Source organism: Paenibacillus sp. FSL R7-0272 (assembly GCF_037969905.1).
In the GTDB taxonomy this organism is placed as follows: domain Bacteria; phylum Bacillota; class Bacilli; order Paenibacillales; family Paenibacillaceae; genus Paenibacillus; species Paenibacillus polysaccharolyticus.
Genome location: NZ_CP150221.1, coordinates 399,259 through 414,031, shown reverse-complemented (window position 1 = coordinate 414,031; position 14,773 = coordinate 399,259). Strand labels below are relative to the sequence as shown.

General features: G+C 48.1%; 14 protein-coding genes. 10 read left to right on the top strand and 4 right to left on the bottom strand.

The genetic code is table 11. The features are described 5' to 3' along the window. Window positions 1-266 precede the first annotated feature (266 nt). The gene (locus MKY23_RS01960) at window positions 267-1,838 is read right to left on the bottom strand and encodes a DUF6359 domain-containing protein (protein ID WP_339834884.1); all 1,572 of its coding nucleotides are present in this window, start codon (window positions 1,836-1,838) and stop codon (window positions 267-269) included. 305 nt (window positions 1,839-2,143) lie between these two features. Between MKY23_RS01960 and MKY23_RS01955 the strand changes: the two genes are divergently transcribed. Together MKY23_RS01955 and MKY23_RS01950 are read left to right on the top strand one after the other, a co-directional pair. Then, window positions 2,144-2,296, top strand: coding sequence for a hypothetical protein (locus MKY23_RS01955; RefSeq protein WP_167375706.1), 153 nt, complete (start codon window positions 2,144-2,146; stop codon window positions 2,294-2,296). Between the two features lie 204 nt (window positions 2,297-2,500). Then, a complete protein-coding gene (locus MKY23_RS01950) occupies window positions 2,501-3,028 on the top strand; it encodes a GNAT family protein (RefSeq protein WP_339834882.1) in 528 nt (175 codons plus the stop codon). Window positions 3,029-3,468: 440 nt separating this feature from the next. Here the strand turns inward: MKY23_RS01950 and MKY23_RS01945 are convergent, their stop codons facing one another. Next, window positions 3,469-4,245: a Crp/Fnr family transcriptional regulator gene (locus tag MKY23_RS01945; protein ID WP_339834880.1), complete on the bottom strand. Its 777-nt coding sequence runs from the start codon at window positions 4,243-4,245 to the stop codon at window positions 3,469-3,471. A gap of 269 nt (window positions 4,246-4,514) precedes the next feature. Between MKY23_RS01945 and MKY23_RS01940 the strand changes: the two genes are divergently transcribed. From MKY23_RS01940 to MKY23_RS01910, 7 genes are all read left to right on the top strand, one after another. Then, window positions 4,515-5,348, top strand: coding sequence for a hypothetical protein (locus MKY23_RS01940; protein WP_339834878.1), 834 nt, complete (start codon window positions 4,515-4,517; stop codon window positions 5,346-5,348). A 385-nt stretch (window positions 5,349-5,733) separates the two neighbouring features. Continuing rightward, complete coding sequence (locus MKY23_RS01935) at window positions 5,734-6,159, top strand: GAF domain-containing protein (RefSeq protein WP_339834876.1); 426 nt, start codon at window positions 5,734-5,736, stop codon at window positions 6,157-6,159. Window positions 6,160-6,276: 117 nt separating this feature from the next. Further along, the gene (locus MKY23_RS01930; RefSeq protein ID WP_090919046.1) at window positions 6,277-6,927 is read left to right on the top strand and encodes a response regulator transcription factor; all 651 of its coding nucleotides are present in this window, start codon (window positions 6,277-6,279) and stop codon (window positions 6,925-6,927) included. Continuing rightward, window positions 6,920-8,035, top strand: coding sequence for a PAS domain-containing protein (locus MKY23_RS01925; protein WP_339834874.1), 1,116 nt, complete (start codon window positions 6,920-6,922; stop codon window positions 8,033-8,035). Before MKY23_RS01930 ends, MKY23_RS01925 begins: the two co-directional genes overlap by 8 nt. Before the next feature lie 338 nt (window positions 8,036-8,373). After that, window positions 8,374-8,868 (top strand): Lrp/AsnC family transcriptional regulator, encoded by a 495-nt coding sequence (locus MKY23_RS01920; protein ID WP_339834872.1) that lies wholly within the window; start codon window positions 8,374-8,376, stop codon window positions 8,866-8,868. A gap of 12 nt (window positions 8,869-8,880) precedes the next feature. Continuing rightward, window positions 8,881-9,468: a chromate transporter gene (locus tag MKY23_RS01915; protein WP_339834870.1), complete on the top strand. Its 588-nt coding sequence runs from the start codon at window positions 8,881-8,883 to the stop codon at window positions 9,466-9,468. 1 nt (window position 9,469) lies between these two features. Next, entirely contained in the window at window positions 9,470-10,015 is a 546-nt protein-coding gene (locus MKY23_RS01910) for a chromate transporter (protein WP_090918944.1), read from the top strand. A 144-nt stretch (window positions 10,016-10,159) separates the two neighbouring features. Here MKY23_RS01910 and MKY23_RS01905 read toward each other — a convergent pair whose 3' ends face one another. Then, entirely contained in the window at window positions 10,160-12,505 is a 2,346-nt protein-coding gene (locus MKY23_RS01905; protein ID WP_339834866.1) for an Ig-like domain-containing protein, read from the bottom strand. A gap of 305 nt (window positions 12,506-12,810) precedes the next feature. On the opposite strand from MKY23_RS01905, the gene MKY23_RS01900 reads away from it, so the two are divergent. After that, window positions 12,811-13,416, top strand: coding sequence for a class I SAM-dependent methyltransferase (locus tag MKY23_RS01900; RefSeq protein WP_339834865.1), 606 nt, complete (start codon window positions 12,811-12,813; stop codon window positions 13,414-13,416). A gap of 215 nt (window positions 13,417-13,631) precedes the next feature. Here MKY23_RS01900 and MKY23_RS01895 read toward each other — a convergent pair whose 3' ends face one another. Continuing rightward, on the bottom strand, window positions 13,632-14,768 hold the full coding sequence (locus tag MKY23_RS01895) for a glycosyl hydrolase (protein ID WP_339834863.1): 1,137 nt from the start codon (window positions 14,766-14,768) through the stop codon (window positions 13,632-13,634). Window positions 14,769-14,773 lie beyond the last annotated feature (5 nt).

Sequence of the window (14,773 nt, the reverse complement as noted above, 5' to 3'; positions counted from 1 at the left end):
ATTACAAGCTTGAGTACCCATACCTTGCCCGGAGAAAAGAAGCTTTATACATTGCCAATTGGATAAATGTTACAATGAATGTATGACGACAAAACAAGGAGATTTATGATGCAGAAACGTAATTACTATATGATTATTTCAAATAAGAAACGCAAAGAGGCTGAGTGACATCACCAGCTTCTTTGCGTTTGTTCACGTTGCTCCGTATTTTGAATGATTGTCATTCTAAATCCTTATCTAATTCTAATTCGGCCCTAACCTACCTATCATTGAGCCTTGCCGTATGAACCTGCTTTAAATGTCGTTGGATCATACCATTTGTACCCTGCCGCTGGCGCAGCCCACGGCTCAAGCTGTGGCTCGGTGGAGTTGGCTGGTGTCTCCATTGGCAACAGGCTTGTTGCTGTATCAAGGGTCAGACCTGGCACTTGGGACAGGCTGGTGTAGCTTTCTTTGACCGCGAGCCATTTCACCGTATTCACGAGGAATGTGGCGTCGTCCACCTCTTTGAAGCCATCGTAGGTTTTCTTGGTGGCTCCGTTTTCTTCACGCAAATACTTTGGTGTTGCATCCTCAACCGGAGAGGAATCACCGATGAACGCCGCTTTTCCTGCGCCTACTTTGGCAACCGCAGCGTACGCCCCTTCTGCTCGTCCGCCGCCGTTATATACGCCCTGATCGACGGCGTTATTCCATTTGGACACGCCTGCCGGAACATACACCAAACCTTTAGCTTTGTTCGGGTCCATAATGGCAATCGTTGATCCGGCATGCATCGCTACAGCTTGTACACCTGTCGTGATGCCAAAAGCTTGTGATGGTGCAACGATATCCGTGGCGTTCACATCACCCAGCGCGTTATAGCGGAAACGAACACCGAAGTTCGTACCGAGCCAGTCGGAACTGGTCACGCCTTGCATCGCCGGGGATTCCGCTTCGGCAGAAGACATGCCCTTGGCTGGATTCAGGAAAGCACCGCGGCGGTAGCCGTTGAACACTTCGGAAGAATCCCAGCGGTTTTTGTTCCGGTCTGCATTATAGTGATCGGAGATGAAGAAGACACTCCCGCCATTCTGTACGTATTGCAGGAGCGCAGCCTGTTCTGTGGCCTTGAATGGCACGTTGGCTTCGCCAATGACAAACACGTCATAGTCCTTCAATTTGTTATAGGTGTAGGCTTGCTCACCAAATGTATACGGGATGCTGCGTTCCAGCTGATCCACGGTAAAGCCTGCGTTTCGCAAACCATTCGCAAAGTCTGAAAAAGCTCCATCGATAATCCAGTCAGCCGCACCTGCGGTCTGAGCATGCGTGTTATCAAACAACACTTTTTTGCCGTTTCCGCCCGGAAGAGGTGTACCTGGATTCGGATTTGGCTCTGGATCAGGATTCGTGGTACCTGAAGAGAGGGTAATCGACGTAGGATTTTTGACACCAGCATAGCTGTTATATGCGCCAAGTGTTCCCGTCACGATAATCTTTTTGCCTACCAGACTTGGGTTTGAAGCCAGTCCATATTGAGCACGGAAAGAAGAAGAAACTTGCACATCCAGCAGTTTGGCGTTCGAGCGCTCGGATGCAGAATCTGCAATCAGCACATTGAAATCATTGGCATACGGTGAGGTAAACTTGGCCGTCAGTGACCCGGTCGCATGTCCCACAACATAACCTTCGACGGTTGCTGTTCCTCCGCTGCTCTGGGCAGCAATCGCTTGTGATACGGTAAGTGGTGCTGCGGCTTGAACCGGAGCCTGAACCCCCGGAGCGAGTAACGTTGTTGCCATCATAACAAAGACCAGGAATGCCCCGATCCAGTGCTGCCTTAACGCCTTTTTCATATACCTTTCTCCTCCTCCATAACGTATAATGCTTGTCCCTATCTAATTTAAAGCTTCATATGATGAATTCCTCTCGATTTATGTAAAATTTTTGAAAAATTTCATAGTCCGCAACGGTCATCGCGAGCCTATTTCCTGAAAAAAGTTGAGTTATAGCGTGGTTAGGCATTGCAATTTACCTACGTTCGATGCATAATGTCATTATATATGATAATGATTATCATTATTGAGCTTGTTTATTTTCAATTCCGATAATGATGCCAACCATGCTTATGACTTTATAGATAAAGGGGAACGAACATCGAATGAACACAACTCTGCAAAAGGCTGTCCTGCAGCTTGACGATTATTTGGATCTTCTGAACCTGGCGATTAACCTGGGTGACACAAGATGGCAAAAGGAGATCATCCGCAAGCTGGCCTACACATATCCTGCAACGACTTGCAACCAACCATAATAACATACCGTTACATGAACGATTTTGGTAATCTTTCAATAGCCTGCGGGGAATTCAGTTGTATGAATTCGGTCGTGGGCTTTTTTGCGTGCATATGGTGCGTTACAATAGGATGCAATACGATGCGGAATCCATTCAGCAGTGGGATATGACCCACTCCAAGTAGAAAGAAGAAATCTGAGTTGGAGCAAAGGAGTGTACATTATGAAGCTTGAAACAGAAAGATTAATTCTTCGTGAGATTGTAGAACATGACTGGCCTCACATCCATACGTACACCTCGATGCCCGAAGTCACGGAACACACCGCATGGGGCCCGAACACGGAGGAGGATACCCGGGCTTATGTACAGGATGTCATTCGTATGCAGCTGGCCGAGCCGAGAGAAGGATATGAACTTGCCATTGTTTTGAAAAAGGAAGAGCTTCTTATCGGCGGCGCAGGGCTCCACCTTGTCGATCAGACCAATGCTGAGATCGGCTATGTGCTTCACCCTGCCTATCAGGGGAATGGATATGTGACCGAAGCCTGCCGCGCATTACTTCATTTTGGCTTCAAGGAACTTGGCGTTCACCGGATTTATGCCAAATGCCGTCCAGAAAACCCGGCGTCTGAGCGCGTCATGCAGCGGATCGGTATGCAACGTGAAGGCCTTCTCCGGGAGCATTGGTTATATAAAGGGGCATATCATGACTCGTCTCTCTACTCCATGCTGGATCGGGATTTCGAATAAAATAAATGTGCTACCTACGGGTGAAGCGAGTACGGAGGTAGCAACCAAAATTCTAACGATCACCAGAAAGCTTATTTAGGTGTTTTGCAGTTGCTTGGAATTCTAACGATCACCAGTGGCGCTATTTCACCAAAAAAGACGCAAAAAAGCAGGATTTTCCTGTAAATCTCGAGAAATAACGTTTCTCCTGATCGTTAGATTTTCAAATGGGCTAAAATACATAAAATAAGGTCATCTGTGATCGTTAGCCGCCGGAGGATTGATACCCTATAGTTTTGGAAAAGTCACATACCAAAAAGGACGAAACAGCCCATGCCGCTTCGTCCTTTTCCCGTTCTATCCTATTCATTTTGTTCCGTTCAGTTCCGATCTCGTGTCTCCCCACCCGTGCGTTCTCTCTAAGTTACCTGTTCTACTGTCTGAATCTACTGTAATATGGCCTACAGACGGCACAGTTCTTTCGGGCAGCTTGGGAACGAAGGGCATCCACACATGCAACGTAATGCAGCCATGTCCCGAATCATTAATTTGCCGTCCAGCATATCGAGGGTGCCCTGCTCTTTCCACGCTCCGAGCATACGTGTAACACTCTCCCGGGTTGCCCCGATCATCTCAGCGAGTTCAGTGTGGTTCAGCTTCATCTCCAGCACGATGCCATCCGGAACAATCTTGCCATACGTATTGCTGGCACGAATCAGCGTGGAGGCAAGTGCGCCCGCTTTGCCGTAGAGCAACAGGTCACGGAATCTCGACTGTGTAATCCGCTGTGCAAGTGCCATCCATTGCAAGAATTTCAGCGCAAGATCACCATTTTTGCTAATCACACTTTCGAGATCCGTCAGCGAGATGATTGCCAGTTCCCCTTTTTCCGCCATCTCTGCACTGTAACTATGATTCAATCCGCCAATACCGCCGAATTCACCGATCAGATCGCCACTTTGCTGAATCGACAGAATAATCTCTTTGCCATCCTCCGTCGATTTGGTCAACTTCACACGCCCCGAACGAATGTAGTACAGATATCCAGCTTCATCACCTTCCAAAAAGAGACTGTATCCCGACTTTACTTTTTTAGGCTGCATTTTCTCTTCGATCAGACTCCATTGCTCCGGTGTAACAAAAGACAGAATCCCGCCTGTTCTCTGTGTCATTTTGCCCGCCTCCGTCTGTGTCTGCTCTACTTTTCGGGTGATTCTTTCCACGAATACTGTACCCATAACTTTCGTCCCCCTCGGTGATTCCTTATGTTTACATCATATCGTGAATCAGTTCGAAAGGTTATCGGGGGATTACCTGATCTTTGGCGGGAAACTCCCCCAATTCGCTGTGAGAAAAGTCACATATCCCCAATAAAGCCCCGTTTGTGAATGATCTCATCTTGAATTGTCAAACTTTTACGATAGTGCTAGCATACAGTTAACCACTCGTGAGTCTTCAATCTTGTGGATCTACAATCTTATGCATCTCCGGAACAGGAGGAATACATATGTTATCGTGGAATAGTGATGTTTGGGAAAAGCTATCAGGCCCCTATGGGTCAGCGGAAAATGTTCCCGGCTTGTTACAACAATTGCAGCAGCAATTCAGCCAAGAGGTTTTTGACGAACTGTTTCAGGAATATCTGTTTCATCAAAATACAATCTATACGGCTACTTACGCCGCCATGCCATTTCTAGCTCGTCTGGCAGGTACGACATCCGATACAGCAGTGCGCAAGGAACTGTTTATCAGCTGCGGTATTATTGAAGCAAGCCGCGATGAGCGACACCAAACGCCATATCCGCCATCCTGGACTGAGCTGGCTGATGTGGTGGGAAGTACGGTCTGCACGCAGATGTACAATGATTATGTAGAAGCTATCGACCAGCTCAGATCACTGACGGAACAAGTGCTGACCGATGCTGCCGAACCATCCACAGATGATACGGATAAACGTTACATCCTCATTGCCGATGCCGCATTCCGCAAATCCTATATCGTTGCGAATATGCTGATGACATTTTCGGAAGGGGACGAGTATGTAGCTGAGTGTCCGGCTTGCGCAAATGAAATGTACATATGGCCTGATGAAAATTATGCTGTGCCTCTGAAAGCCTATGAACAAGATCCTGTTTTTCAACCTGATCAGGCGGCTCAAGCCATCATTCCCGCTTCTGCATGGACAGATGAGGAAACACAAGTTTTAGCAGAACGGACAGCAAGGATCGGAGAACAGACACTGTCCTCGCATCTGCCCTATCTGGCAGGCAAAACAACATGTCCCTCTTGCCGTGAGAAGATCGCAGTATGGCCGGCATTACTGAGCACATTTACAATGTAGAAGAAAGATACGTGTACATGTTCTGATCTGCAGAAGAGTCTTCCTAGATATATACTCATTCCAGAATACACATTCAAACGAAACAGTTGGCTAATCGGCCAGCTGTTTTTTTCATTCTTATACTTCCTCGGAGTGATCCGCTGCCCATGTTCAGCAGTTTCCAGAAGTGAAATAGGGGTATTCCCTGAATTACAAGGCTGACGAAACAGTCTACAATAGAACTAACATCGGAATAACCTGATTGTAAACTGATTCTCCCATCCAACGAGCCTTGAGTTCAAGGTTACCCATATGTTGTGACAACGATGAACGACCACGATAATGAAAGAAACGTAACGAGTGAAGAACAGATCATCATATGATTCGAAAAAAGGAAGTGTCCCTCATGCATGATGAAGTCTCATCTGCTGTTCAGGAGATGATGAGCGGCCTGTGTCAGAACACCACCGGCGATTTTTGCGGAATGGCTTGTGTGTCTGGATCAATGTTGCGCTGGAAATATACCTTCGGGGCAACCAATGAACGTGTCAAACGCATGGCTATGCGCCCTGGACAAGATCTGGTAGGAACGGCGCTACGAACCGGACGAACAGTTATGCTGGATGAGCAGTCACGTGGAGAATATACCCCGGACCGCTGCCCGCTTATGCTTGCTGAACGACTCGTTTGTGCTATAGCCGTACCCATCTTCAGGGAAGGCAGTCTGCCAAATGGTGTATTGCTAGTGGGAAGCAGAACCCCTTGCACGTTTTCCCCCGAGATGATTGTACAAACCGAGCAAGCTGCCAGACAATTGGAACAATATGCATGAGCTGAATAAGGGAGCAGAACACACTGAATAAGAGACTTTTCGGAGATTCCCCTCTGAAAAGCCTCTTTTTTTGGTATGATGGATACAGATGATGGAATCGGACAGGGGGAAATGAATGTGATTCGACTGTTAGTTGTGGACGACCATGTGGTTGTACGCTCGGGGCTAATCGCCCTGCTGGAAGGTAAGAACGATATACATATTGTTGGCGATGCAGCCGATGGCGACGAGGCCATTGCCAAAGCACAGGAGCTGAAACCCGATGTGGTTCTGATGGATTTCAGTATGCCTCCGGGCAAGGATGGGTTGACCGCTACGGCGGAGTTAAAAAAGCTAATGCCGGATGTATCCATTTTAATTCTTACGATGCATGACGACGAGGAATACCTGTTCCGCGCAATTCACGCGGGAGCTTCCGGGTATATCCTCAAAAGCGCGCCCCACGAGGAATTGCTGGCTGCCATTCGTTCTGTAGCCGATGGAAGCGCCTACCTCTATCCAAGTGCAACCAAACGATTAATGAGCGAGTATCTGGACAAAGCCAAACAGGAAAATGCCGGGCCATACGATACGCTCTCGGATCGGGAAAAAGAGATTTTGTCCTGGATTGCCAAAGGATACGCGAATAAGGAAATCGCCGAGCATCTGGTCATCAGTGTCAAAACGGTAGAATCCCACAAAAGCAATCTGATGGAAAAGCTTGGCCTGCGCACCAGACCGGAACTGGTGAAGTTTGCGATGAAAAAGGGGTTGTTGAACTTTGAGTAAGCCACGCAAAAACAGACTCAGCGGATTAGCTGACCAACCTGTTCAGCTCCTACTCAGCGAGATTGACAAGCACATCTCGGACAATGAATTCCGAAGCAAACTGAAAGGTTCGCTGCATCAACTTGGTGATTTGAAGTTTGCACTCGACGAATCCTCGATCGTAGCGCTGACGAATCGATTAGGTAAAATCCAATACGTGAACGATAAATTTTGCGAAATTTCACAATATAGCCGCGAAGAGCTCATTGGTCAGGATCACCGGATTATTAACTCGGGGTACCACGGTAAAACCTTTATGAAGACGTTATGGGATACCATTTCTGCCGGCAAGGTGTGGAATGGCGAGATTCGGAATCGTGCAAAAGACGGAAGTTATTACTGGGTAAATACCACGATTGTGCCTTTCCTCGATAACGATGGTGAGCCATATCAGTATTTAGCTGTGCGCAGTGAGGTGACCAAGCTGAAACAAGTCGAGGCTGAGCTACAACAGATGATGTCGCAAGTCATGAACATTCAGGAAGAAGAGCGGCGGCGCATCTCTCGTGACCTTCATGACGGGATTGGACAAAGCCTGTTCTCTCTCGTGATTCAGATGGATCGTCTGCTGGCAGATCAAGCAAACCCAGGTGTAGAAGCACTACGGAAACAGGTTACCGGCATTATGGAAGATGTTCGCGGTATGGCTTGGGAACTGCGGCCGTCTGTGCTGGATGATCTGGGTGTCGTTCCTGCGATTCGAACCTATATCGAGAACTATAACCGCCATTACGGCATCGAGGTTACTCTCGAATGCAATCTGCGCAAACGGCTCGCGATGAACCGGGAGATCGCCATCTATCGCATCATCCAGGAAGCTCTAACCAATGTAGCCAAATATGCTGACGTTGCCGAGGCACAAGTGACCGTAGAAGATACGGAAGAGCTCACGCTTGTCGTTATTGAAGACCAAGGTACCGGATTTAACGACGCTACTGCCGGGAATGGTGTTGGGCTATTCAGCATGGAGGAACGTGCACGGGGAGCAGGCGGCACGTTACGCGTATCATCGGAACCCGGCGAAGGAACTACGGTTACGCTACTGCTACCTAAGACAGTAAACTCATAATGGGTGATGCATCACCATCCAAACAAACATCTTCATTATAGCAACAACTTCTAATCTCCTGAGAGAAGCATCCTTGCTGATACAAATTCATGAAGTAACTTGTCCTAACAAAGACGTACTGACTGCCCGCATCAAGCGAGCAGTCTTTTTCTTTCATAGATACGACAAAATGAAGGTGCTCCCTTAAATATTTTTAACAATCCCCCTAAAATCAGTTGACGTTAGTTACGTTTCGTCATTAAACTATGAATGCTGCATGTATTAAGCGTACATTCAATTACTCTTTAAATTCGGATACACATCATGCAACATATGAAAATGAAAAGGGTGATTCAAACATGTCTCACAAACGTACCTCCAAAGGTGGAGAAATTCCGCAAATGTACAATCTGGACGAGATGGATCGCAAAATCATCGCCGCGCTCCATGAGAACAGCCGGATTTCCTATACAGATCTGGGTACACAGATCGGATTATCCCGCGTAGCCGTTCAAGCTCGCATCAATGCATTATCGGAAAAAGGAATCATTGAACGTTTCACCGTTGTCATTAACCCAGGCAAGGTGGGGCTACAGGTCTCTGCCTTTTTTAATGTCGATGTGGAACCGCGCTTCCTGGATGAAGTTGCAGAGATGCTGGATGATGAGCCAGCCGTGACCAGTCTCTATCATATGACAGGCCCAAGTACCCTGCATATGCACGGTATTTTTGCAGATATGGAAGAGATGGAGCAGTTTATACTGGAGAAACTCTACAAGATGCCTGGCATCGTCAAAGTGGAATCACAGCTGCTCTTAAAACGATATAAAAGCCGCATGGGCATGAGACTCTAGGAGGATATCAGCATGAGTTGGAAAGATTACAACGGTCTCGTGGTCGGCATGGTACGAACCGGAATTTTGGGATATGGCGGTGGCCCCTCGGTTATTCCGCTAATCCGTTATGAAGCCGTCACCCGGTATAAGTGGGTCAGCGACGATGAGTTCGGCGAGATTCTGGCGATTGCCAACGCCTTGCCCGGACCTATCGCAACCAAAATGGCTGCCTATCTTGGCTATAAAACAAAGGGTGTTCTAGGCGCTATTGTGTCCGTACTCGCTCATATTTTGCCGACAAGCATCGCGATTATTGCTCTACTCGGTTCGATGTACGCCCTGCGTGAATCCAAGATTGTAGCAGGTATGGTAGCAGCCGTACGGCCTGTCATTTTTGTGATGCTTGGTATGATGGCCTATGAGTTTGCGATGAAAGCCTGGAAAGGCTTGGGTAAGTGGTTTGCTATTTTATTCGGTGTGATTGCCTTTGCCGCATTACAGTTACTCAATATTCATCCGGGACTGGTGATTACGGTGTTCCTGGCCTATGGTTTCTTCCATTTCGGGCTGGTACAGCGTGTAAAATCCAAAGGTAACTCCGACAAGGGGGTATCGTAGGATGCTTCAGACATGGTGGGAATTATTTTGGGGATTTTTCGTAGCGAACATCCTCGGATACGGAGGCGGCCCCGCTTCCATTCCATTGATGCAGGAAGAGATTGTGAATCATTACCACTGGATGACAACCGAGCAGTTCGGTGATGTACTGGCGATCGGTAATGCGCTCCCAGGCCCGATTGCCACGAAAATTGCTGCATTTGTCGGATATCACGTCGCAGGCTGGTTTGGTGCGTTAATCGCCAGCTTCGCTACCATTGTACCGTCAGCAGTTGCACTTATTCTATTACTTCGTTTGTTGAACAAACACCGGACTTCACCTAAGGTCAAAGGCATGACTCTGCTTGTGCAACCGGTGATCGCTGTACTCATGATTCTGCTCACTTGGGAATTCGGCCAAGTATCCACGGACTCCATCGGCATCTGGCAGACGCTGATTATTGCAGGCATCTCCCTCTGGGTCATGACCAAAACCAAGCTGCACCCGGCAATTCTTATCCTTATTGCTTTTGCCTATGGTGCTTTGGTACTGTCACATACGATGTGACCAGATTAGATCGCCTATTTAATTAATTTGTGAATTCGGGAAAACGTATGTTTTCAAATGTGGATGTTACTCAAAAAGGTGATATCAGCTTGAATGCTGATATCACCTTTTTGACATTTACTATTTCTAATCCGTATTCCGACCTTACTTCTCCTCAACCACAACGTTGACCTTTGTTTTTACACCTGCATAGGAGATGGTAATGGTCGCTTTACCTTTACCATTCGCTTGAATGATCCCATCTTTTACGGAAGCCGTCGCAATGCGCGAGGAAGTCCAAAGTGCTGGTTTGGACACATTTGCTTCACTTCCATCCAAATATGTTGCGGTGGCTACTACGGTTGCTTTATCGCCAACTTTCATCGTTAACGTGACTTTATCCGTCTGTAAATATTTCAATGTATCTACGTCCAGCGCAATCGTAACCGTTTTGCTACCGTACTTCGCAGTGATTCTTGCTTTACCTGAGCTCAGTGCCTTCACTTTGCCTTTGGTCACTTGAGCCACTTTGTAACTGTTTGATTTCCACTCTGCTTTGTCTGTAACATCCCGCTCACTGCCATCACTCAAGGTAGCAGTCAACTTCAAATCCACGGTTTCACCGGATTTCAGGGAAAGAGCTGGTTCAGATGCTTCAATCCGAGAAATGACATCGACTTCAACCTGAATTGTGATTTTCTGTGAGCCGTATTCAGCTGTGATGTTCGCTTTACCACTGCTATTACCTGTGATTACACCTTTTTTCACATCAGCTACACGGGCATTGCTCGATTTCCAAGTTGCATCGGCTGTAACGTCTTTCGTATTACCGTCCCCATCCGTACCCGTAAGGACAATGGCTTGGGTTTCTTTTGCCGACAGCACGACAAAGTTCATATCCGCTTCTAGCCCGCTCGCCATTCCTACTTCTACAGGCAGTGTCAACGTTTTTCCTTCGATTTTAGCAGTAATCGTTGCTTTGCCTGTCGCTACACCCGTAATAACCCCTTTGCTGTCTACCTCAGCAATTTTCTCGCTGCTGCTGCTCCACGTTGCATCGTCAGATACATCCTTGGAAGTTTCACCGTATACGGCAAGCACTTTGGCAGCAGTGGTTCCGCCAACAGCAACGGTTGCTTTCTTTTTATCCATCTCATACTTGTCAGGCACGTCTACGTTTACTGTGAATTTTACCGTTTTGCCGCCATATGCTGCGGTAATGGTAGCTGTACCCGATTTGTATGCAATCAGTTCACCGCCCGATACATATACAATATCTGCATTGCTGGACGTCCACGTCGCTTTGGACGTTACATCTTCCTTGCTTGCATCGATGTATTCAGCGTTTGCTGTAAGTTGTTTCTTTCTATTGTCACCGGTAACGCTCATGGCAAGTTTGTCTGTAACATCTTTGATATCCAGATATCTCGCCGTATCTACATCGACAGCGATCTCTACCGTTTTGCCACTGTATGCAGCCTTAATCGTTGTTGATCCCGCACTTATTGCTGTAATCTGGCCTTTGAACACCGTAGCCACCTTCTCATTGCTGGATGTCCACGTTGCCTGATCCGTTACATTCACATCACTACTGTTTGGATATGAAGCTGTAACCGCGACATTGGCCGTTTTATTCGTATCACTCAAGCGGAAGAAGATGCTCTGTTTGGCTACGCTCAGCTTGCTCGTCAGATCTACATCCACATCTACGGATACCGACTTGGTACCATATTTACCTGTAATTGTGGCAGAACCTGCCGAATAACCTGTAATGTTGCCTTTCAGTACATCTGCAACCTTTTCGTTGCTTGACGTCCACTCTGCCAGATCGGTTACATCTTTGGTAGATCCATCTGGATAGGTCGCTGTTAACTTGACACTTTCCTTCTGTTGAAGAAGCAGACTGATCTGGCTTTTGTCTACATCCACACGTTTAACCACTTCCACATTAACATCTACGGTTACGCTCTGACTGCCCAGTTTCGCCGTAATCAACGCTGTGCCTGCACTCTGACCCGTCACTTTACCGTTGACCACTGTTGCCACTTTCTCATTACTTGTTGACCATTCAGCACTGCTGGCCGCCTGCTCATTCGTTGAATTATCACTATAAGTTGCAGTCAGCAAAATATCCTTGGTAACCCCTGTACGGAGATCAAGATCCTGCACATTTTTTGAAAGGGCTTTGACTTTCTTTGTCACTTTGATTTGAATAGGTTGACTTTGCCCCTGATATGCCACTGTAACCGTGGCTGTACCTTCTTTTTTGGCTGTTATTGAACCATTATATGCAGATGCTACCGAAGCATCACTGCTCGTCCAGGATGAACTAATGGTAACGTTTGCCGAGGAATTATCTGAGTATACCCCCGTTACGGTAACCGACCCGGAATCGCCGACTTCGAGCGACATTTCATTTTTGGAAACCACAATTTTGGACAGTTCTTTCTCTGCCGCAGCGGCCAAGCCTACGTTGGAAATACTCAGTATCAACACCAGCATCATCACCATGTACTTGGTCAATCTTGGCTTAAACATCATTTCCCTCCGATTAATCGTCAATTTTTTCCTACTCTAATTAATGTCGGCAAGAACTTTCCAGATGTTTAGACTTTCAGGATATTTTCAGGTAATTATATGGAAATTCATACTATAGTCTCATCTATCATTCTACGATGGACGCCATGCGAACACCTAGTGGAGGAAAAGTCGCCAATTTGCTAAGTCTAATTCATAACGATTCCCGCTGCGCATAACCTGAATATAAGGCTTGCTGTCTTACACAACATCATTTTTCAGTATCGGGGGAAATCGGTGTGAATCAGTCATTTGATTACATCCATTATTGGGAGCAGACTTATTCTTCGGGTAAAACGTCGGGCAGGGGTTCATATGGCGTGCTGGCGGAATTCAAAGCCGAGGTGGTCAATGCGTTAATCCAGCGCGAAGGTATTCATCGGGTCATCGAATTCGGCTGCGGAGATGGAAACCAGTTGAAATATATGAACTATGTTGAATACTTGGGCATGGATGTGGCATCCTCGTCTATAAAACAATGCGCTTCGCTATATGCCAGCGATCCTTCCAAAAGCTTCATGGTGTATACACCGGGCCTGTGGGTCAATCGCGGTTTTCTCCAAGCTGATCTGACCGTGTGTCTGGATGTGCTGTATCATATTACAGATGAAACGGATTTTCGGGCGACCTTACGCGATGTTCTCCACACTTCAACTCAATGGGTGGTGCTCTATACAAGGCTGAAGGAGCAAGGAGAATCCGGCGTGAAAACTATCCAGGATCGGAATCTGTTCCACTATCTATTCGATTATCCCGATTTCAAAGTGCATGAGATCATACGCCAGCGATATCCCGAGCAATCCTCTGCCGACTTTGTCATTCTGAGACGTTCGCCAGCGAAGTAAGTTCACTTCCTGAAGATACAGCAGAGAAACAACATAAATAACCGCCCTATGCAGGGCGGTTGGCTAGGCGTATCTTGAAACCTACTGAATTGCATCTTTCCCCCTTTTTCGCTCCCTGCTATGTCACTTCCCCTTGACGTGCCCCGGCACGCCTGCGGGAAACTTCCTTGCTTGGAACGAATTTTCGGAAATTCTGCTTTCTTCAGCGTTTTCCGTTAAAATAATCCCTCGTTTCCACGCAACTTCGCCAGCGCTTCCATATAGAAGTAATCGCCGTAAATAATCGGCACATTGATTCCCCGGCCTTCCGGGTAATGCACCGTTCCCTGCATAATCAGCCCTTCTTCCGCTACAGATTCAGCAGGACTGTAGCGCTCGTACAAGCCGCGGACGATGCGCTCTCCCGCGGCAGCGTAGATTTGCCCGCGTGGCGACAGCTTCGCGAGCTCAAGCAGACCGCTCGCGGCAATCGCCGCAGCGGACGAGTCCCACGCCGCCTGATGCTCGGCAGGCGCGCGGAAATCCCACACCGGCACGATGTCTTCGCCAAGCATGGCGAGGAAGAAATCGGCCGCCCGCTCCGCTGTCTCCAGATATCGGGCTTCGCCCGTATACCGGAAAGACAGCGCAAACCCGTGCAACGCCCAGGCGGTGCCCCGCGCCCAGGCGGACCCGGGAGCATGGCCCTGGCCGCCATGCTCCCGCAGCTTCTGCCCCGTGTGTGGATCAAACTCCACCACGTGGCAGATGGACCCGTCTGCGCGGACGAATTCGCGCGCCACGGTGTCCGCATGCGCTTCCGCCAGCCATCGGAAGCGAGGATCGCCGCTCTGCTCGGATGCCCAGTAGAGCAGCGGCAGGTTCATCATGCTGTCGATGATGGCAACGCCGCGCGTGTCCATCATCGACGAGCCGAAGTTCCATGCGCGGATGAACTCACCGCGCACGTGAAAGCGGGCAGCGAGCAGATTCGCGGCAAGCATGCCGCGGCGGCGCCCATCCTCGCTGCCCATCTGGCGATAGCTGGCTACGCCACTAAGCAGCCAGATGAAACCCAGATCGTGATCCACCAGGTCTGGATCACGCAGACAATCTTCGAGCTGTCGCTCACAGCTAGCGGCGATATGCCGCAGATCCGCGGCCGCTTCATGCTGCGGATCATCACGGTACACCAGCCACAACAGTCCGGGCCAGAAACCGGCTGTCCACCATTCCGGATCATTTTTGTCGTACACACCCTGCGGTGAAATATGAGGAAAGGTATCCTGGATTCGTTTCGCATTTCGAATCGTCTTGTGAACCCCTTGCTGCCATGCTTCCTCCAGCCATGTTGCGGATGTTGAGGTATTCATGATCA

Coding starts and splice junctions, on each gene's coding strand:
- MKY23_RS01960 (WP_339834884.1), bottom strand. CDS start 1,838: ATGAAAAAGGCGTTAAGGCAGCACTGGATCGGGGCATTCCTGGTCTTT.
- MKY23_RS01955 (WP_167375706.1), top strand. CDS start 2,144: ATGAACACAACTCTGCAAAAGGCTGTCCTGCAGCTTGACGATTATTTG.
- MKY23_RS01950 (WP_339834882.1), top strand. CDS start 2,501: ATGAAGCTTGAAACAGAAAGATTAATTCTTCGTGAGATTGTAGAACAT.
- MKY23_RS01945 (WP_339834880.1), bottom strand. CDS start 4,245: ATGGGTACAGTATTCGTGGAAAGAATCACCCGAAAAGTAGAGCAGACA.
- MKY23_RS01940 (WP_339834878.1), top strand. CDS start 4,515: ATGTTATCGTGGAATAGTGATGTTTGGGAAAAGCTATCAGGCCCCTAT.
- MKY23_RS01935 (WP_339834876.1), top strand. CDS start 5,734: ATGCATGATGAAGTCTCATCTGCTGTTCAGGAGATGATGAGCGGCCTG.
- MKY23_RS01920 (WP_339834872.1), top strand. CDS start 8,374: ATGTCTCACAAACGTACCTCCAAAGGTGGAGAAATTCCGCAAATGTAC.
- MKY23_RS01915 (WP_339834870.1), top strand. CDS start 8,881: ATGAGTTGGAAAGATTACAACGGTCTCGTGGTCGGCATGGTACGAACC.
- MKY23_RS01910 (WP_090918944.1), top strand. CDS start 9,470: ATGCTTCAGACATGGTGGGAATTATTTTGGGGATTTTTCGTAGCGAAC.
- MKY23_RS01905 (WP_339834866.1), bottom strand. CDS start 12,505: ATGGTGATGATGCTGGTGTTGATACTGAGTATTTCCAACGTAGGCTTG.
- MKY23_RS01895 (WP_339834863.1), bottom strand. CDS start 14,768: ATGAATACCTCAACATCCGCAACATGGCTGGAGGAAGCATGGCAGCAA.